This is a genomic window from Chitinophaga sedimenti (assembly GCF_023156195.1).
Taxonomy (GTDB): Bacteria; Bacteroidota; Bacteroidia; order Chitinophagales; family Chitinophagaceae; genus Chitinophaga; species Chitinophaga sedimenti.
In genome coordinates, this window is record NZ_JAKUKA010000001.1 from 3,243,598 (window position 1) to 3,260,554 (window position 16,957).

Sequence of the window (16,957 nt, forward strand, 5' to 3'; positions counted from 1 at the left end):
ACTACCTCGTAAGCCGCGTAAAAACCAATGCCCTGGCCCTGGGACAAAAACAGGACGATGTGCTGAAGAAGATCGACAGCCTGCTGTACGAAAACATTCCGGGCAGGATCATTTCCAAAGAAAACATCACCAATAACGGTTACCCGGGTTACGATATCCAGAGCCGTACGCGCCGGGGCGACCTGCAGCGTTACCAGTTATTTGTGACGCCTTTTGAAGTATTAGTGTTTAAAATGAGCGGCAACAAGGATTATGCGGCCGGTGAAGAAGCGAAACGTTTCTTTTCTTCTATTAAGTTGACACCGTTGCCTGCCACCCGGTGGACCACCTTCACCGCGCCCTCCAACTTGTTCAGCATCCAGCTGCCACATACCCCGCATATCGGCGAAAACGGCTCACGCCGCGATATTTCCAAACGGACCGAATATGAGGCGCTGGATAAAAATACCGGCAACAGTTATATGGTGACCGTGTTTAACGCCCCCGGCAATGCCCGCCTGATGGAAGACAGTGTGGAAATGGGGTTCGCGGAAGAAAGCCTGCAACAATCGGAGTTCGTGAAACAACAGGAGAGCCGCAAGTTCATGCAACACCGCGGTTACCCCTGCCTCGAAATTGTGAACCTGAACAATGACCTGTCGCACACCCGCACCCGCATCATTTTACAGGGCATTCACTACTATGTGATCAGCGCACGGTATAAAAAAGATAAAAACACCACACAGGCATTCTTCGATTCGTTTAATCCCGCTGTTTCGCAATACTACGACTTCAGCGAGTACAAAGACAGCATCCTGCTCTTTACCGTTAAAACACCCGTGAAACCCGCTGATTCAGAAGAACAGTTGGCCGAACTGATGGGCGTAGGACTGGGAGAAGAGGATGATGAAGACCGCAGTGCTTATCTCAACACCGCACGTACATTTTCCAGCGACAGCACCGGTGAACAGGTAACCGTGTTGTACAACCGCTATGGCAAATACTTCCATATAAAAGACAGCGCCGGCTTCTGGAAAAACCTCGAAGCGGAAAGCACCAACGATGGCGATATGATCCTGGCCCTGAAGAAGTACGAACGCCTGCCCGGTTATGAAAGCCTGCTCATCACCACCCGCGACACCAATTGTTCACGTGCGCTGATGCAGAAGAGTTTCCTGAAGAACAATATGCTTTACACCCTGGTGGCGGTAACGGATACACTCAATGGTCCCTCTGATTTTGTACGTACGTTCTTTGAGACATTTACGCCTGCAGATACCGCGAACAACAATGCTATTTATACCAGCAAAGCGCCACTCCTGTTTAAGGACTTTTACAGTGCGGACAGCATTACCCGCAAACAGGCGCGGAAACGTTACATGCACGTACAATACGACGACAATGACGCCGATACGCTCATCGCTATGTTGAACCGCTGGACACCCGCCGAAAAAAACTACCGGACATTAAGACAGGGCTCATCAACGAGCTGGGCGGGCTGAAACACGACAGCATCCTGCCCTGGCTCCGCAGCGCCTACCTGCGCGCCAACGATACCGCAGCTTTGCAGAGCGCTATTTTAAAAGCGATGTTGCAACAAAAAACCAGGGCTTCCTACGATACCTTCGAAGAACTGATCCTGAAAGAGATCCCCATCTTCACTAATGATATGGCGGTATACGAGCTTACGCGGGCCATGAACGACAGCCTGGAACTTTCAGCAACCCTCTTCCCGCAGCTGCTGCAAATGACAGCGCTGGAAGATTACAAGCAGCCGGTGTACCGCCTGCTGGCTACGCTGGTGGACAGTAACCGCATCAACCCTTCGGCTTATGCATCTTATGTTGGACAAATCGCCTTCGAAGGCCGTATTGACCTGCAGAAGTCGATGATCGGCGCGCAGGAAGCGGAAGACGACGAGGACAATAGACGCAGCACTTACAACCGCAATTACCGGTATATACAGCGACAAGGCAACAGTCTGCATAACTTCGCAGTGCTGCTATTGCCCTACCGCCAGGAGAATAAAAACGCCGCCCGCTTCTTTGAGAAATATGAAACCACCAAAGACCCGGACGAGCAGATAGCGCTGGCAATCCTTTACCTGCGCAACAACCTGCCGGTGAAAGACAGTCTGCTCAAATCCCTGGCGGGCAAAGACAGGTACCGCGCAACCTTATGGTCCGCATTGAACGAAATTAACCGCCTTGATAAGTTCCCGGCGGGCCAGGCAAAACAGGCGGACATTGCCCGTTCGTTGTTATACAACCTGCAGCAATACAACAGCCGTTTTGATACGATTGCGCTGGTGGGCAGGCAGATTACTACCTATAACTTTTCGAAGAAAACAGTTTACTTCTTTAAATACCGGCAAAAAGATGATACCCAATGGTACATGGCCCTTTCGGGTCCTCAACCGGAAAATGCCAACGGCATTTCGGACGACATGGAGCTCAGCTCACTCACCGGCGTGCCTTTGCAGGACGACAAGCCTGTAATCCAGCAGTTCAACAGGGCGCTGAAGCTGGTAAAATACCGCGGAACAAGGCGTTACGACTACGATATGGATTATACGTCCACAGTGGATTTCGACGAATAAACGGGCTATAGGGGTACTTTTTGGTTTTTTATTAAGATATTGCAGCCACAAAGCAATTAGAAGTAGAAGAAAAAAATCAATCAACAACCTCAATTAGTTATTATTCTTATGTGTGGAATCGTTGCCTATATCGGCCAGCGGGAGGCCTATCCCGTGGTTTTAAAGGGACTGAAAAGGCTGGAATATCGTGGTTATGACAGCGCCGGCGTAGCCCTTATCAATGATGGCGAACTGAAAGTGTACAAAAAGCAGGGAAAAGTAGCCGGGCTCGAAGACTTCGTGACCGGCAAAAACCTGAGCAGCACGATCGCCATCGGGCACACCCGCTGGGCCACCCACGGAGAACCCTGTGACAGGAATGCACACCCGCATTTGTCGGGCGACGGCAAACTGGCCATGGTGCACAACGGCATCATCGAGAATTATGCTCAACTGAAGCAGGAGCTGCAGAAAAAGGGCCATACGTTTGCGAGCGATACCGATACCGAAGTACTGATGCACTTTATCGAGGAAATTAAACACTCGAACCAGTGCGGTACCGAAGAAGCGATGCGCATTGCGCTGAAACGTGTAGTAGGCGCGTACGTAATCCTGATCGTAGACCAGGATAATCCGGGTACGCTGCTCGCCGCGCGTAAAGGTAGTCCACTCGTGATCGGCGTAGGTAAAGGAGAGCACTTCCTCGCTTCCGATGCCTCTCCCATCGTGGAATACACGAAAGAAGTAGTGTATGTAAACGATTATGAGATCGCCATTTTAAAGGCGGATGAGCTGATCCTCAAAAACATCTCCAACGAAGTACAAACGCCGTACATCCAGAAGCTGGATATTGAACTGGCAGCCATTGAAAAAGGCGGCTATGATCACTTTATGCTGAAGGAAATTTTTGAACAACCGCAAACCATTTTCGACAGTCTTCGCGGCCGCCTGGACGCCAAGGCCGGCACCCTTACGCTGGGCGGTATCCGTGGCGAGTACGAAGACATGCTGAAAAATGCGAAACGCATCATCATGGTAGCCTGTGGTACTTCGTGGCACGCGGGCCTGATCGCTGAATATGTGATAGAAGAACTTTGCCGCATTCCCGTCGAAGTGGAATACGCATCGGAGTTCCGCTACCGCAACCCGGTAATCGGCGAAGGTGATGTCATTATCGCGATTTCGCAGAGTGGTGAAACGGCTGACACCCTGGTGGCGATCGAAGCTGCTAAAAAGAAAGGCGCGATCATCCTCGGCGTTTGTAACGTAGTAGGTTCTTCGATCGCACGCCTGTCGCACGCCGGCGCTTACACCCACGCAGGACCGGAAATCGGCGTGGCGAGCACCAAAGCGTTTACCGCGCAGCTGGCCGTACTGAACATGATCGCGCTGAAAATCGCGAAAGACCGCGGTACCATTACCGATCAGCGTTACCAGTACCTGCTCAACGAGCTGGACGCCATCTCCGACAAAGTAGCCGCAGCCCTGAAGCTGAGCGATGAAATAGCGACCATTGCTGCTAAGTACAAAGACGCACGCGACTTCCTGTACCTTGGCCGTGGTTACAACTTCCCGGTAGCCCTCGAAGGCGCGCTGAAGCTGAAGGAAATTTCGTACATCCACGCCGAAGGCTACCCCGCCGCGGAAATGAAACATGGTCCGATCGCGCTGGTAGACGAGCACCTCCCCGTAGTGTTCGTGGCGACGAAAGACAGCTATTATGAAAAAATTGTTTCGAACATACAGGAAATCAAAGCGAGAAAAGGTAAAGTAATTGCCGTAGTAACCGAAGGCGACGAAACCATCCGCGCGCTGGCCGATGATGTGATCGTGGTGCCGGAGGCAGATGAGCTGGTAGCGCCTATTTTGTCCGTAATACCGATGCAGCTGCTCGCTTACCATGTAGGCGTACAAAAAGGGTACGATGTGGACAAACCACGCAACCTGGCTAAATCGGTAACTGTGGAATAACGTTTAATTACTCGTGAATGAATCATATCCTCAAAAGGCCGCTCACCGAACTTGGTTACAATTTCGTGGGCGGCGAACACCTTCCCGAAGGCAAAAACGAATACTTTCTCCGCGACCAGCAACGGTCGTCGGCTATTGTATACCGTAAATTGTCGGCGCTGGAGCTGGAAACCTTAGTGCGGAACGACAATACCTCCGACGACTGGAACAACATCCACGGTATCGGATGAATTTAACCCGCAGCTCGTAAAACATTGTCACTTTTTTGGCCTGGTGCGCATCGGTAAACTGGAACCCTACTTCACGGAGTTTCATAACCTGCGACTCCCCGTGGGCTTATATAACAGCACGATCGCCTCCTGCGACTTTGGTGACAATGTGGCCGTGCACAATGTGAATTTCTTATCGCATTATATTATCGGGAATGAAGTACTGATTGCGAACGTTAGTGAAATGGCAACAACCAGTCACGCTAAATTCGGCAACGGTATTTTAAAAGAGGGGGAACCGGAAAGCATCCGCATCTGGCTGGAGCTATGCAACGAAAACGGTGGCCGCAGTGTGCTGCCCTTCGATGGCATGCTGCCGGGCGATGCTTACCTTTGGACGCGTAACCGTAACGATAAAGCGTTGCAGCAGCAGTTTGCCGCCTTTACCGAAAACAAATTCAGTAAACAAAGGGGGTATTATGGCATGGTCGGTGACCGCTCGGTTATCAAAAACGTGAAGATCATTAAAGACGTCATGATCGGCACGGACGCTTACCTGAAAGGCGCCAACAAACTGAAGAACCTCACGATTAACAGCAACGCCGAAGCGCCCTCGCAGATCGGTGAAGGCTGCGAAATGGTGAACGGCATCGTGGGTTACGGCTGCCGCGCGTTCTATGGTGTAAAAGCCGTACGTTTCGTGATGGCCTCCCACTCACAATTGAAATACGGCGCCAGGTTGATTAACTCTTACCTCGGCAATAATGCTACGATTTCCTGCTGTGAAGTATTGAACTCGCTGATATTCCCTGCACATGAGCAGCACCACAATAACTCGTTTTTATGTGCAGCGCTCATCATGGGACAAAGCAATATGGCGGCCGGCGCGACCGTGGGTTCTAACCACAACTCAAGGGGTGCCGACGGTGAAATTATTGCAGGCCGCGGGTTCTGGCCGGGACTTTGTGTGAGCCTGAAGCATAACTCCATGTTCGCAAGCTTTACGCTGATCGCGAAAGGCACCTACATGAATGAACTGAACATCCGCTACCCTTTCAGCCTGGTGAGTAATGAAGAAAATACCAATACGCTGAAGATCATGCCGGGTTACTGGTTCATGTACAACATGTACGCGCTGGCCCGCAACAGCTGGAAGTACGTGGACCGCGACAAACGGACCGAACGCATTCAGCACATCGAATATGACTACCTCGCCCCCGATTCCATGGAAGAAGTAATGGAATCACTGGAGCTAATGGAGTTGGCTACCGGTCGTGCTTTACTGGACGGCAGCGGCGACGATGAACTGGCGAAACAGAAAGGTCGTGAAGCTTTGCTGAACAACCCGGAACAGGTAGCGCAACTGGACATATTCGCTACAGAAGCGGAAAACAGCCGGCGTAAAGCGTACCTGCTAAAAGTGCATAAGGCATATCCCCTGTTCCGCGAGCTGGTGGTGCTATATGCTGCACGCAACCTTGCTGCGCAGAACGACCTGGATACATTTGAAAGTGTTATAACACTGGCAAAGGATGCTACACGCAGCAGCTGGCAGAACATTGGCGGGCAGCTGATGAAATCCGGTACCGTAGAAGACATGAAGGAACGCATCCGCAATGGAAAAATCGGCAGCTGGCAACAGGTGCACGAGGTATACCAGCAAGCAGGCGAACAATACGCAAAAGATAAACTACAACACAGCATTGCCTGTATGCTGGAGTCACAGCGTATCGCCGCAGAAGACCTGACCAAAGAGCAGCTGAATAAACTGCTGGAACAATCGGTGTACACCCTTGGCATGCTCACGGAAAACATCTACCGTTCGCGTGAGAAAGATTACAACAACCCATACCGCCAGATGGTGTATGATAGCAAAGAAGAAATGGAAACGGTGATCGGTCGCCTGGAAGATAATGGTTTTATCCAGCACACCATCGCCGACCTGAAAGCGTATAAAAACAAGTGAAAGAACTGATCAAGCAATGGGAGCTGTAAAAACACGCTGCGCCTGGTGTAATAAAGACGAACTATACCAGGAGTACCACGACAAAGAATGGGGCACACCCAACCACGACGATCAGCACCTGTTTGAAATGCTGAACCTCGAAGGTGCGCAGGCCGGACTAAGCTGGTACACCGTACTGACCAAACGTGAAAATTACCGCCAGGCATTTGATAACTGGGATGCGAAAAAATCAGCAAATACACCGATAAAAAAATCGCTGCGTTGTTGGAAAACCCTGGTATCATCCGCAATAAACTGAAGGTAAATGCGGTAGTAGGAAATGCAAAAGCATTTTTGAAAGTACAGGAAGAGTTTGGAAGTTTCGACAAATACATCTGGTCGTTCGTGGGTGGCAAACCCGTGCTGAACAAGTTTACCAGCCTGGGTCAGGTGCCCGCTAAAACCGCCGTATCCGATGCCATGAGCAAGGATCTGCTGAAGCGCGGTTTTAAGTTTGTAGGTTCTACCATTTGTTATGCTTTTATGCAGGCCACGGGCATGGTTAACGACCATGTGCAGGGCTGCTGGAGGTTTAAGAAGTAAATAAGGGGCTGACCAAAAAGTAAAATGAAGGCTTGAGAATCCTTAAACGATGACATGTCTCCATCAGGTACCCGAATAAATTAGGGCTGACCAATACTTTTTGGTCAGTACCTTCTTTATAACTTATCATTACTGTGAATAGCTTCTTTCCAGGCGTAGTTGTTCTTATGCAACCACCAAAGATAAAGCGCTAGTGCCACCAGCTCTCCGCGAAACACGAAGCCGCCCCCATGTGCAAGCCGCATCCACATCGTGTAACAGCAAATACCAACGGCCATATAGGCTACAATGATCCCCAGCATCACACCCCATTTTTGCTCGAACAATAATCCGGCTGCTACCACGCCATGCAGGATAAATAGTGCCAGTACGAACACCTGTGCAAACTTATCGCTGCCGCTATCTTCTATGCCATAAAGTTGTACGGAAACGTTCAGAAATGGCGAAGCTGCTAGTAGTAAAATACTAAGACCACCGACGATAAGAAAACACCAGCTGCAGATCGTAATGATCAGCGGGCGAAGTTGCTTGCGGGTTTTCGAGTCGTCTTCAAAATTGAGATCTACTTGATCAGAATGGGCCATAAGGTATAAGGATTCAATACGCCCAAAATAAACAAAAGAAGGCGCCGTTAAGCGCCTCTTTTACCTTTCTGGAAGTATTACCCCAGGAATGATTGCATTACGCTGTAAAAGAATGACTTAGGTACTACATCCACCCTCACTTTTGTGAGGCCGCGGTTATAGAACCCCAGCTTTTTAGCAGCGGCCTGTGTAAGGTCTACCACGCGGGTATTTGCCGCATGCAGGCGGTCGGTCACCTTTACGACTACCCATTTGTTATTGCGCAGATTAGTCACTTTGATAAAAGTGCCCATCGGCAGGGTATTGTGGGCGGCGGTCATCGCACTATTGTCGAATACCTCACCGCTGAAGGTTTTACGTCCATTAAACTTTTGGGCGTAAAAGCTGGCGGTACCTTCCTTTTTACAGCTTTTTGTTGCTGCTGGGCCTGCACGGCCGGCGCAATGGCAAACAGCATCATCAGTACGGTAATAGTCCATTTCTTCATACCCGCCATTTTGCAACAACCGTTCCAGAAAGACGAATACATCAACATAAAATATATAAATTGCTTATGTACATACATACACTTGTAGAAAGTCAGATGTTTGTCAATCCTCGATCAATATCTCACTGATCTCTTTATTATTGATGAAGTTCATGTCGGTGAGCGTCATGAAGAAGAAATAGAGCTCACGTTGTTCTTTGGCGCTCAGGGGAATACCGCTCTTCACTAGCGGATCGGGATTAGCGCCGGCTTCTACGCCCTTGTTATAATGCTCAAATACACGGAAGATGTCGTAAAACCTGCCATCGTGCATATAAGGCTGACTCCGTAAAATATTACGCAGGGAAGGAACTTTAAATTTAAGATAATCGCCGGTGCTATTAGTGATGCGCATGCGGCCCACATCGTTGAGGGCGGGATTGTAAGGCAACCCGTTGCTGCGGAAGCTGCCATCCGTAAACAGCGGCTCTTTGTGACAGCTGGCGCACTTGGCCTGAAACGTAGCGTAACCGCTGGCTTCTTCCGTTGTAAATGCCACACCCTGCACCTTGCGCATAATGCTGTCGTACTTGGATTCGAAGGAGTTCATCGTGGCCATAAACTGCGCCAGTGCGCGGAAAGTACGTTGGGTAGTCACTTCCGTGGTGCCGAATGCCGCTTTGTACATGCCGCGGTATTGGGCGTTGGATTGAATTTTATTGATCACGTTCTGCAGGTCCTCTCCCATTTCGTTGGGATCGGTGAGCGGCGTGAGTGGTTGAATTTCTAAATTATTCACCCCGCCGTCCCACATAAAATCTTTCTGATAAATTAGATTGAATAATCCGGGAACGGTGCGGGTGCCGGTGTTGTTGCCCACACCATGGCTCAGCGGATGATCGTAATGCGAGAACGCCGCAAACTGCTGGTGGCAGAAGCCGCAGGACACGGTACTGTCGCGCGACAGGCGCGGATCGTAGAACAGGCGGCGACCTAGTGCAATGCCTTCGCGGGTGAGCGGATTCTGGCTCATATCGTATACCGTAGCCGGGAAGTAATCGGGCAGTTGTAACGTATAAGGTACCGGCGCGGAGCCGCCCTGGTCGCTCTTACGACAGGCCCACACGAGGAAAAAGATACAAACGATATAAATAAACTTCCTGATCATTCCGACACGGCGACGCTGGTGAACATGTTACTGTAATTCTGCGAAAACTTGTAGCCATCGATGCCGGGCGTATGCACTTTATTGATGGTGATAAAACTGATCGGGTTGGGCGTATTGAACCAGGTGGCCACATCCGCGGTGAGCGCGATGTGGGTATTATCGGGCACTTTAAAGCTGCCGGTGTTCAACGCGACTGTTTGCAAGGAGTTGTACTCCCCTTTAAATCCGCCTACGTGAAAAACCAGCGAAGTATCTGCCGCGGTGGAGACTTTGGAGGTACCTTCAAACTTAGCCATGATGTAACCGCTGTTCCAGCTCCAGAACATACCGCTTAATGGATCCAGCGCGCCCGTTTGCGCGCCGCTTACGTTCCGGATGCTATCTACCCCAATCGTGAACGACATGCCCGTATAATCGCCGAATGGCACGTTTGCGATAGTCAGCTTTTTGGATTCGGGTACGGCTTCATCGACAAAGTAATATTGGCCGTTGATGCGTACTCTGGAACCGTCGGCCCTGGTAAAAGTGAAATTACTGAGGTAGTATTTGAATGCGGTCACCGTAAAGGGTTGACCTAGAGCGTTCGTATAGCTGGTATTGGCCAGGGCGAGCGGCGCCTGGTTTACTTTATGCTGAATGCTGACGGTAATCGTACTGCGCGTCGTCTCCTCATCTTTCTGGCAACCCGGCCCCCAGATAAGGAGCAGGAGCATGATCAGGCAATAGCGGTTTACAGGCTGGGTCATAAAGCTGGTTTGTATCCTGAAGGTACGATGAATTTGCCGGATTGGTGGCCTGCGTTGGCCGATAAAAAAAGCGCGCCTGCCGATTTGTTGGCAGGCGCGCAAAGCGTTTTATGACAGGGCATTAAAGTGCCCGGTCGAGCTTATATCCTTTGGTGGCGAACCAGAATACCACGGCGAAGCAGAACAGCGGTACCAGGTAGGCCATTTGGATGTTAGAGGCGTCAGAAATAAGACCCATCAACGGCGGGCAAATAGCGCCACCTACGATAGACATGATGATCAGCGAAGAGCCCAATTTAGCGTCCGCACCCAGGCCATCAATACCCAATGCAAAAATGGTAGGGAACATGATAGACATGAAGAACGGTACCGCCAATACGGTCCATACGGCCACATTGCCTTTAGTGGTCATCGCAATAATCAGCAACAATACGTTTACAGCAGCGTAAATTGCCAGCAAGGTTGGTGGTTTTACCAGGCGCATCAAACCAGTACCTACAAAGCGGCCGATCATGAAACCGGTGCCTGCCACGGATCCCAGTAACAGGGCCGCATCCTTTTCGCTGATCCCTGCCGAAAATTTAGCAAAGCGGATAAAAAATGCATTCACACCTACCTGTGCACCGATGTAAAAAAACTGTGCGATCACTGCGGCTACCAGGTGTTTGTGACGGAGAATCCCCCTTTGGACCCGGTCGCATCTATCTCCGGATTATCCTGCTCTTTTACATCCGGCATTTTGGTGATGATAAACAACACCGCTACGAGCAATACCACGAAACCAATGACCATGTAAGGCATTTTTACGGTTGACGCTTCGCTGGCCTGGTAAGCTGCTAACTGCGCCTGCGACATTGCCGCTATCTGCTCATTAGTATACTCTGTACCGGACAAGATATACTTCAAACCGATGATGGGACCGAGCATAGCGCCCACCCCATTAAAGGATTGTGCAAGATTCAACCTGAAGGTAGCTGTTTCCGGTTTACCCAAAATGGTTACGTATGGATTGGCCGCTGTTTCCAGGAAAGTTAATCCGCTGGCGATGACAAACAATGCCACCAGGAAAAAACTATACTGCCCGGAGTTTGCCGCGGGAATAAACAGGAACGCACCAACTGCATATACCAGCAATCCAAATATAATCCCGGTTTTATAACCAAACTTTTTCATCACATATCCTGCGGGCATCGCCATCACGAAGTAGGCAAAAAATATGGAGGAATCAATAAAAGATGATTGTGTGTCTGTTAGCTGGCAGGCTTTTTTAAGGTGCGGGATCAGCACCGGGCTCAGGTTGTGTATGAGCGCCCAGAGAAAAAACAGGCTGGTCACCAGGATAAACGGAAACAGGTAATTGCCTGTTTTATTGCCGCCCGTGGTGGTGTACGTGGAATTGCTTACTGCGGTTCCGGCCATAGATCTGTTGTTTTATGTTGTTGTTATAGGTATTTGTATCAGAATAAAAATAGTTAGCTGATAGATCTGTCGAGGTGCGTGTAACCGCCATCTACATAAACGATCTGGCCAGTGGTGTGCGCGGATCGGTTGCTCAGCAGGAATACGGTCATCGCTGCGATCTCCTCGGAAGTGGTCATTCTTTTTCCAGTGGAATCTTAGCAGTGATGGAGGCCAGTTTCTCTTCCGGGTTCGGCAGTGAATTGATCCAGGTTTCGTATAAGGGTGTCCATACTTCGGCAGGAATAACCGTGTTTACACGAATGCTGTGCTGTAGCAATTCCACTGCCCACTCACGCGTTAAAGCGTTGATCGCGCCTTTTGATGCGGCATACCCCGAGGTGTTCCCCTGTCCGGTCGTGGCCACTTTGGAACCGATGTTCACGATATTACCTTTCGTGGCCTTCAGGTAAGGCAGTGCGTAGTGCGCCAGGTTGTAATAATGCGAAAGATTATTCTGTAAAGAAGCCATGAACTTTTCCGGGTTGCCGCTTTCCAGTCCTACGCCATCGTTGGCGCCGGCATTGTTCACCAGCGCGTCGATGCGGCCGTAAGTCTTCACGGTAGCGTCGATCACTTTCCTGCAATCGCCAGCCTGCCCCAGTTCGGCCACCACGCCCATCGCGCGGCCACCTGACGCGTTAATGGCAGCTACCGTTTTATCATTATCGGCAGCATTGCGGCCTGCAATCACTACGATAGCGCCTTCTTCGCCCGCGAGGCGGGAAATGGCTTCACCAATACCTTTGGCGCCACCGGTTACGATCACCACCTTATCATTCAGTCCTAAGTTCATTTATGTCGTTTTATTGTGTTTTATAGCTTGTAAAAAGTGCGGGCATTGCCACCCATGATCATGCCTACTTCCGACCTGGAGAAGCCGGAGATATAGTTTTCAAGAATGCCTTTCACCGATTCGTAATCCGCTGCCAGCAAACACACCGGCCAGTCGGACCCAAACATCGTACGGCTGGAGCCAAAGGCGGTGAGCACGACTTCGAGCATGGGTGAAAAGTCGTCCTGCTCCCAATGTTCCCAGTCGGCCTCCGTAACCATGCCGCTTAGTTTGCAGTATACATTGTGGTGATGACCGATCGCACGCATGTGCTGTGCCCAGTCGTGGCTGAGTTCTTTCTTAAAATCGGGTTTGGCAAGATGATCTATGACGAACCGCTGTTCGGGAAACCTGCCTACAAATTCCACTACCGCAGGCAATTGATGCGGGTACACCAAAATATCATACGTGAACTTGTACTTGCCGAGCAGCGCAATCCCTCTACAAAAATCTTCCCGCAGCAGGAAGCGGTCGTCCGCCTCGCCCTGCACAATGTGCCGAAAGCCTTTTAGTTTGGGAAATTGTGCGAAGTGCTGCAGGCGTTCCTCCAGGTTATCGGCCCGTAAATCGACCCAGCCCACCACGCCTTTGATAAAGTCGTTTTTATCCGCTAAATCGAGCAGGAAGTTGGTTTCTTCTTCTGACTGATCGGCCTGCACGGCCACGCAGCCGTCCACATGATTAGCAGCCAGTACGGGACCGAGGTCAATCGGCAGAAAATCGCGCTGAATCGGCGGGTCCATCCGGTATCGCGTACCGGATCGTAGCGCCAGAAGTGTTGATGGGAATCAATAATCATACGTGAAATACTGTTTGTTTAATGACCAGTGTTGTACCAGCTGCAATAATCGTGGCTTATAATTCAAATATTTTATCCATTATGAGCCATTTCTCCCCGGGTTTGGCTACGGGCAGGGCCTGCTGGTATTTCCACATCAGCTGTTCCCATTCCTGCACCTTCGGATTGTTAGCGTCCATCGCACTTTTGCGTTCAAATGAAAAGCTGTCGTTTACTTCCATGATCATGAACAGACGGTTCCCGATCCGGTAGATTTCCATCTTTTCGATGCCTGCACCGGTGATGCTGGCTTTGATCTCGGGCCATACTTCGCGGTGGTAGTGTTCGTACTCCGCGATCAACGCGGCATCGTCCACCAAATCCAACGCCAGGCAATATCTATTAACGATCATAATTCGTTGTTTAACTATTTCCATGCAACAGCCTGCTGACGCGAGGCGCCCAGGCCGTCAATACCCAGTTCAATCACATCGCCCGCTTTCAGGTATACCTGCGGGTTCATACCCAAACCAACGCCAGCCGGCGTACCTGTAGAAATCACATCGCCCGGGAGCAGGGTCATAAACTGGCTGAGGTACGATACGATGAACGGAACTTTGAAGATCAGGTTGGCGGTAGTACCGTCCTGGTATTTATTGCCGTTTACCGTGAGCCACAGGCGCAGGTTGTTGATATCCTTGATCTCGTCTTTCGTCGCCATCCAGGGACCAAGCGGCGCGAAAGTGTCGCAGCTCTTTCCTTTTACCCATTGGCCGCCCCGTTCGATCTGGAACTCACGTTCGCTGTAATCGTTGTGCAGGGCATAACCGGCGATATGATCTTCGGCATCTTTCTCTTCGATATAAGCAGCCTTTTTACCGATAATAACGGCCAGTTCTACTTCCCAGTCGGTTTTTACACTGTTCTTAGGGATCACGAGGTCATCGTTCGGCCCTACCAGTGCGGTGGTTGACTTAAAGAAAACGATAGGTTCTTTGGGAATAGCGGCGTTGGTTTCCTTCGCGTGATCGGCGTAATTAAGACCGATACAAATGATTTTGGAAGGACGCATGATCGGCGAACCCAAACGGGTTCCTTCGGCTACTTTGGGGGCAGTGGCGCTATTGGCATTCCACCATTGCTCTAACCGGGCCAGACCATCAGTTTCAAAGAATTTCTCTCCAAAATCTTCTCCGAAAGAAGATACATCAAACATGCCTTCGCTGGTTACAACACCTGGTTTTTCAGCGCCGGGTAAACCGAACCTTATCAGTTTCATATCGTTTATTTAAATTTAATTTTTCTCAGTGTTTTTACTTCGAGCCTGCCGTTCCTTACACGCAATTGTTTGGACTCTTTAAATTCGCCATCCATCTTCAAACCGAAATAGACCATATCGTCCTGCGCCACCATGAGCCAGGGTTCAATGCTGGCAGGAATATAAAACGTTTCATCATCAATAAGTCCGCCGAAAGCGTAATGCAGTTTCACAGAATCGCCTGGCAGCTGTTCCAGTTTCACGATAAAGTCTTCAATGATCACTCCGGACTTGATATTCTTTTTATACGCTTTTACCAGCGGCTGATTTTTCAGGAAAGCGCCAAGTCCCATCGGACCTTCGACATACTGCCAGATTTCCCTGGGTGGTGAAGTATGCCAACGCACACGCACAAACGGACTGTCTGGTATAACATGATAGTAACGCGTCTCCTTATTGCTTTTGATCACGCCGATATAAGCGCTGTTCGGCTTATCCCACACCACGCGGTACAGTGCGGTATCGGCCCCCTGTTGCAGCAGGTCCAAATCAAATACCTGTTCTGTGCTGTTGAGGTTGCCAAGCGTGGCTTTGATGCGTACTTTACCGGTGTCTTTATCCCTGTTTTCCAGGGTTACCGTAACACTGCCATCGGGTGTTGCAGGGACAAAAGGAACGGAATCTTTTCCGCTGGTGCTGGTACCGCCGGAGTTACAGGCGGTAGCGAAGGTGGCCAGGGCCAGTACAAATAATATTGCGTTGCGTTTCATAGGGTGGAAAATACGATTAATTGTTCAGTCGTATAAACCCACCATCAATGGCATAGTCCGAACCCGTAATAAAACCGGCTTCGTCGGAACAGAGGTACAGGCATTGCCAGGCCACTTCGTCCGGTTTGGCCATACGACCTATCGGCTGGGTTTTAGACAGCTTTTCGAACATTTCCGCTTCGCGGCCGGGGTAGTTTTTGGCGATAAAGCCATCAACGAACGGCGTGTGCACGCGGGCGGGCGAAATGCAGTTGCAGCGGATGTTATCGGCCAGGTAGTCTTTCGCTACCGACAACGTCATCGTTAACACCGCGCCTTTACTCATCGAATAAGCGAACCTGTCGGGGATGCCCACGCTGCTGGCGATAGAGGCCACGTTCAGGATCACGCCACCTCCCTGCTTTTTCATTTGTGCCACGCTGGTGAACATGCAGTTGTACGTGCCTTTCACGTTCACATTATATATGCGGTCGAGATCTTGTTCCGATGTAGTTTCCAGCTTGCCGATGTGTGCGATGCCAGCGCAGTTGACGAGAATGTGCAATGCGCCGGAGAGGTCGACGATCTTGTCCATCACCGCCTGTACGGCTGCCTGCTCGCTCACGTTCACACTATGCACGTAGCCCTGCCCGCCGGCGGCTGCGATGGCAGACAAGGTTTCCTGTCCGGCCGCTTCGTTCAGTTCCAGGATATGCACCACTGCGCCCTGCCCGGCAAAACATTTTGCCACGGCCTGACCTATTCCGCTACCACCGCCGGTTACCACGGCAATTTTTCCATCTAATCGAAACAAGTTCATCTTTTCTTAATTTAAGGGTTCTAAAGTACCTATTTTACAAAGGCGATTACGATCCTTTTTTACCCGTATTAAATACAATCTTCGCCATTGAGGCGTTCATCAAATCAAATCCGGTGAAAAATATATTTATTTCAATACTGTTGCTTGTGCCTGCCGCCCTGTCGGCGCAGCAAATTCCCTGAACAAATATGGCCTTCCCGTGGTGAATGATATTCGTTTATATCAGCAGCTGGCGGCCAAAGATTCCAATATGCGGCTAGTAGACGTGGAGGCTATGATCCCGGGCATTGCGAAAGACATCCGATATGCCACGGTGAACAATTTTACGAAACAGGCATTATATAAACAAGCCCGGGTTTTCCTTCGGTTGCCGGTGGTGAAAGCCCTGCTGGCCGTGCAACAGGAGCTTAACCGATTGGGCTATGGACTTAAAATATTTGATGGATATCGACCGTACGCTGCGACCGAAAAAATGTGGGCGATCGTGCCGGACGACCGCTACGCGGCAAACCCGGCCAATGGCTCGGGACATAACCGCGGCGCGGCAGTGGATCTGACCATCATCCACCTGAAAACAAAAAAGAAATACAAATGCCCACCGGTTTCGATGATTTTACCGAACGGGCGCACCATAACTACCCGCTAAAAGATAGCACCGTGGCCGCAAACCGCCGCCTACTGAAAACAGTAATGGAAAAACATGGCTTTACATCGCTGGAAACAGAATGGTGGCACTATTTTTTCCGTAACCCTAAACAATATCCGCTGATGGATATCGCTTTTGAAGATCTGGACGTTAAATAAAAAACC

The 16,957-nt window shown here is 50.2% G+C and carries 20 protein-coding genes and 1 pseudogene; 8 read left to right on the forward strand and 13 right to left on the reverse strand.

The window, feature by feature from the left end; translation table 11 throughout:
* The first annotated feature begins 59 nt into the window (after positions 1–59).
* From MKQ70_RS18395 to MKQ70_RS18420, 6 genes and pseudogenes are all read left to right on the forward strand, one after another.
* Entirely contained in the window at positions 60–1,481 is a 1,422-nt protein-coding gene (locus MKQ70_RS18395) for a hypothetical protein (RefSeq protein ID WP_248073249.1), read from the forward strand.
* A gap of 86 nt (positions 1,482–1,567) precedes the next feature.
* Positions 1,568–2,578, forward strand: a complete 1,011-nt coding sequence (locus MKQ70_RS18400) for a hypothetical protein (RefSeq protein ID WP_248073250.1) — start codon at positions 1,568–1,570, stop codon at positions 2,576–2,578.
* A 108-nt stretch (positions 2,579–2,686) separates the two neighbouring features.
* Positions 2,687–4,528: a glutamine--fructose-6-phosphate transaminase (isomerizing) gene (gene glmS, locus MKQ70_RS18405; protein ID WP_248073251.1), complete on the forward strand. Its 1,842-nt coding sequence runs from the start codon at positions 2,687–2,689 to the stop codon at positions 4,526–4,528.
* A 17-nt stretch (positions 4,529–4,545) separates the two neighbouring features.
* Positions 4,546–4,758 (forward strand): hypothetical protein, encoded by a 213-nt coding sequence (locus tag MKQ70_RS18410; protein ID WP_248073252.1) that lies wholly within the window; start codon positions 4,546–4,548, stop codon positions 4,756–4,758.
* Between the two features lie 43 nt (positions 4,759–4,801).
* Positions 4,802–6,703, forward strand: coding sequence for a DUF4954 family protein (locus tag MKQ70_RS18415; RefSeq protein ID WP_248073253.1), 1,902 nt, complete (start codon positions 4,802–4,804; stop codon positions 6,701–6,703).
* Positions 6,704–6,719: 16 nt separating this feature from the next.
* A pseudogene (locus tag MKQ70_RS18420) lies at positions 6,720–7,285 on the forward strand (DNA-3-methyladenine glycosylase I).
* A gap of 116 nt (positions 7,286–7,401) precedes the next feature.
* Here the strand turns inward: MKQ70_RS18420 and MKQ70_RS18425 are convergent.
* The 13 genes from MKQ70_RS18425 to MKQ70_RS18485 form a co-directional block, all read right to left on the reverse strand.
* Complete coding sequence (locus MKQ70_RS18425) at positions 7,402–7,869, reverse strand: hypothetical protein (RefSeq protein ID WP_248073255.1); 468 nt, start codon at positions 7,867–7,869, stop codon at positions 7,402–7,404.
* 77 nt (positions 7,870–7,946) lie between these two features.
* Complete coding sequence (locus MKQ70_RS18430) at positions 7,947–8,375, reverse strand: septal ring lytic transglycosylase RlpA family protein (RefSeq protein WP_248073258.1); 429 nt, start codon at positions 8,373–8,375, stop codon at positions 7,947–7,949.
* Between the two features lie 84 nt (positions 8,376–8,459).
* The gene (locus tag MKQ70_RS18435) at positions 8,460–9,503 is read right to left on the reverse strand and encodes a cytochrome-c peroxidase (protein WP_248073261.1); all 1,044 of its coding nucleotides are present in this window, start codon (positions 9,501–9,503) and stop codon (positions 8,460–8,462) included.
* Positions 9,500–10,249, reverse strand: a complete 750-nt coding sequence (locus tag MKQ70_RS18440; RefSeq protein WP_248073264.1) for an MbnP family protein — start codon at positions 10,247–10,249, stop codon at positions 9,500–9,502. Before MKQ70_RS18440 ends, MKQ70_RS18435 begins: the two co-directional genes overlap by 4 nt.
* 121 nt (positions 10,250–10,370) lie before the next feature.
* Positions 10,371–10,898: an MFS transporter gene (locus MKQ70_RS18445; RefSeq protein ID WP_248073266.1), complete on the reverse strand. Its 528-nt coding sequence runs from the start codon at positions 10,896–10,898 to the stop codon at positions 10,371–10,373.
* A gap of 5 nt (positions 10,899–10,903) precedes the next feature.
* Positions 10,904–11,668: an MFS transporter gene (locus tag MKQ70_RS18450; protein WP_248073268.1), complete on the reverse strand. Its 765-nt coding sequence runs from the start codon at positions 11,666–11,668 to the stop codon at positions 10,904–10,906.
* Between the two features lie 53 nt (positions 11,669–11,721).
* Positions 11,722–11,847 (reverse strand): SDR family oxidoreductase, encoded by a 126-nt coding sequence (locus MKQ70_RS18455; RefSeq protein WP_248073270.1) that lies wholly within the window; start codon positions 11,845–11,847, stop codon positions 11,722–11,724.
* Complete coding sequence (locus MKQ70_RS18460) at positions 11,844–12,503, reverse strand: L-fucose dehydrogenase (protein WP_248073271.1); 660 nt, start codon at positions 12,501–12,503, stop codon at positions 11,844–11,846. The genes MKQ70_RS18455 and MKQ70_RS18460 overlap by 4 nt, the downstream gene beginning before the upstream one ends.
* 20 nt (positions 12,504–12,523) lie before the next feature.
* The gene (locus tag MKQ70_RS18465) at positions 12,524–13,285 is read right to left on the reverse strand and encodes an amidohydrolase family protein (protein ID WP_248073272.1); all 762 of its coding nucleotides are present in this window, start codon (positions 13,283–13,285) and stop codon (positions 12,524–12,526) included.
* Positions 13,286–13,397: 112 nt separating this feature from the next.
* Complete coding sequence (locus tag MKQ70_RS18470) at positions 13,398–13,733, reverse strand: L-rhamnose mutarotase (RefSeq protein ID WP_248073274.1); 336 nt, start codon at positions 13,731–13,733, stop codon at positions 13,398–13,400.
* Positions 13,734–13,747: 14 nt separating this feature from the next.
* The gene (locus tag MKQ70_RS18475) at positions 13,748–14,599 is read right to left on the reverse strand and encodes a fumarylacetoacetate hydrolase family protein (RefSeq protein ID WP_248073276.1); all 852 of its coding nucleotides are present in this window, start codon (positions 14,597–14,599) and stop codon (positions 13,748–13,750) included.
* Positions 14,600–14,604: 5 nt separating this feature from the next.
* A complete protein-coding gene (locus MKQ70_RS18480) occupies positions 14,605–15,348 on the reverse strand; it encodes a hypothetical protein (RefSeq protein WP_248073279.1) in 744 nt (247 codons plus the stop codon).
* A gap of 16 nt (positions 15,349–15,364) precedes the next feature.
* Positions 15,365–16,147, reverse strand: a complete 783-nt coding sequence (locus MKQ70_RS18485) for an SDR family NAD(P)-dependent oxidoreductase (RefSeq protein ID WP_248073282.1) — start codon at positions 16,145–16,147, stop codon at positions 15,365–15,367.
* 199 nt (positions 16,148–16,346) lie between these two features.
* Here MKQ70_RS18485 and MKQ70_RS38800 point away from each other — a divergent pair, with 199 nt between their 5' ends.
* Together MKQ70_RS38800 and MKQ70_RS38805 are read left to right on the forward strand one after the other, a co-directional pair.
* Positions 16,347–16,793, forward strand: a complete 447-nt coding sequence (locus MKQ70_RS38800; RefSeq protein WP_308199067.1) for a M15 family metallopeptidase — start codon at positions 16,347–16,349, stop codon at positions 16,791–16,793.
* Positions 16,739–16,951, forward strand: a complete 213-nt coding sequence (locus MKQ70_RS38805) for a M15 family metallopeptidase (RefSeq protein WP_282456593.1) — start codon at positions 16,739–16,741, stop codon at positions 16,949–16,951. The genes MKQ70_RS38800 and MKQ70_RS38805 overlap by 55 nt, the downstream gene beginning before the upstream one ends.
* The last annotated feature ends 6 nt before the right edge of the window (positions 16,952–16,957 follow it).

Excerpts from the sequence above, each read along its gene's own strand:
- MKQ70_RS18400 (WP_248073250.1), top strand. The coding sequence starts at position 1,568 with ATGTTGCAACAAAAAACCAGGGCTTCCTACGATACCTTCGAAGAACTG.
- glmS (WP_248073251.1), top strand. The coding sequence starts at position 2,687 with ATGTGTGGAATCGTTGCCTATATCGGCCAGCGGGAGGCCTATCCCGTG.
- MKQ70_RS18410 (WP_248073252.1), top strand. The coding sequence starts at position 4,546 with ATGAATCATATCCTCAAAAGGCCGCTCACCGAACTTGGTTACAATTTC.
- MKQ70_RS18425 (WP_248073255.1), bottom strand. The coding sequence starts at position 7,869 with ATGGCCCATTCTGATCAAGTAGATCTCAATTTTGAAGACGACTCGAAA.
- MKQ70_RS18435 (WP_248073261.1), bottom strand. The coding sequence starts at position 9,503 with ATGATCAGGAAGTTTATTTATATCGTTTGTATCTTTTTCCTCGTGTGG.
- MKQ70_RS18440 (WP_248073264.1), bottom strand. The coding sequence starts at position 10,249 with ATGACCCAGCCTGTAAACCGCTATTGCCTGATCATGCTCCTGCTCCTT.
- MKQ70_RS18450 (WP_248073268.1), bottom strand. The coding sequence starts at position 11,668 with ATGGCCGGAACCGCAGTAAGCAATTCCACGTACACCACCACGGGCGGC.
- MKQ70_RS18455 (WP_248073270.1), bottom strand. The coding sequence starts at position 11,847 with ATGACCACTTCCGAGGAGATCGCAGCGATGACCGTATTCCTGCTGAGC.
- MKQ70_RS18460 (WP_248073271.1), bottom strand. The coding sequence starts at position 12,503 with ATGAACTTAGGACTGAATGATAAGGTGGTGATCGTAACCGGTGGCGCC.
- MKQ70_RS18465 (WP_248073272.1), bottom strand. The coding sequence starts at position 13,285 with ATGGACCCGCCGATTCAGCGCGATTTTCTGCCGATTGACCTCGGTCCC.
- MKQ70_RS18470 (WP_248073274.1), bottom strand. The coding sequence starts at position 13,733 with ATGATCGTTAATAGATATTGCCTGGCGTTGGATTTGGTGGACGATGCC.
- MKQ70_RS18475 (WP_248073276.1), bottom strand. The coding sequence starts at position 14,599 with ATGAAACTGATAAGGTTCGGTTTACCCGGCGCTGAAAAACCAGGTGTT.
- MKQ70_RS18480 (WP_248073279.1), bottom strand. The coding sequence starts at position 15,348 with ATGAAACGCAACGCAATATTATTTGTACTGGCCCTGGCCACCTTCGCT.
- MKQ70_RS18485 (WP_248073282.1), bottom strand. The coding sequence starts at position 16,147 with ATGAACTTGTTTCGATTAGATGGAAAAATTGCCGTGGTAACCGGCGGT.
- MKQ70_RS38805 (WP_282456593.1), top strand. The coding sequence starts at position 16,739 with ATGCCCACCGGTTTCGATGATTTTACCGAACGGGCGCACCATAACTAC.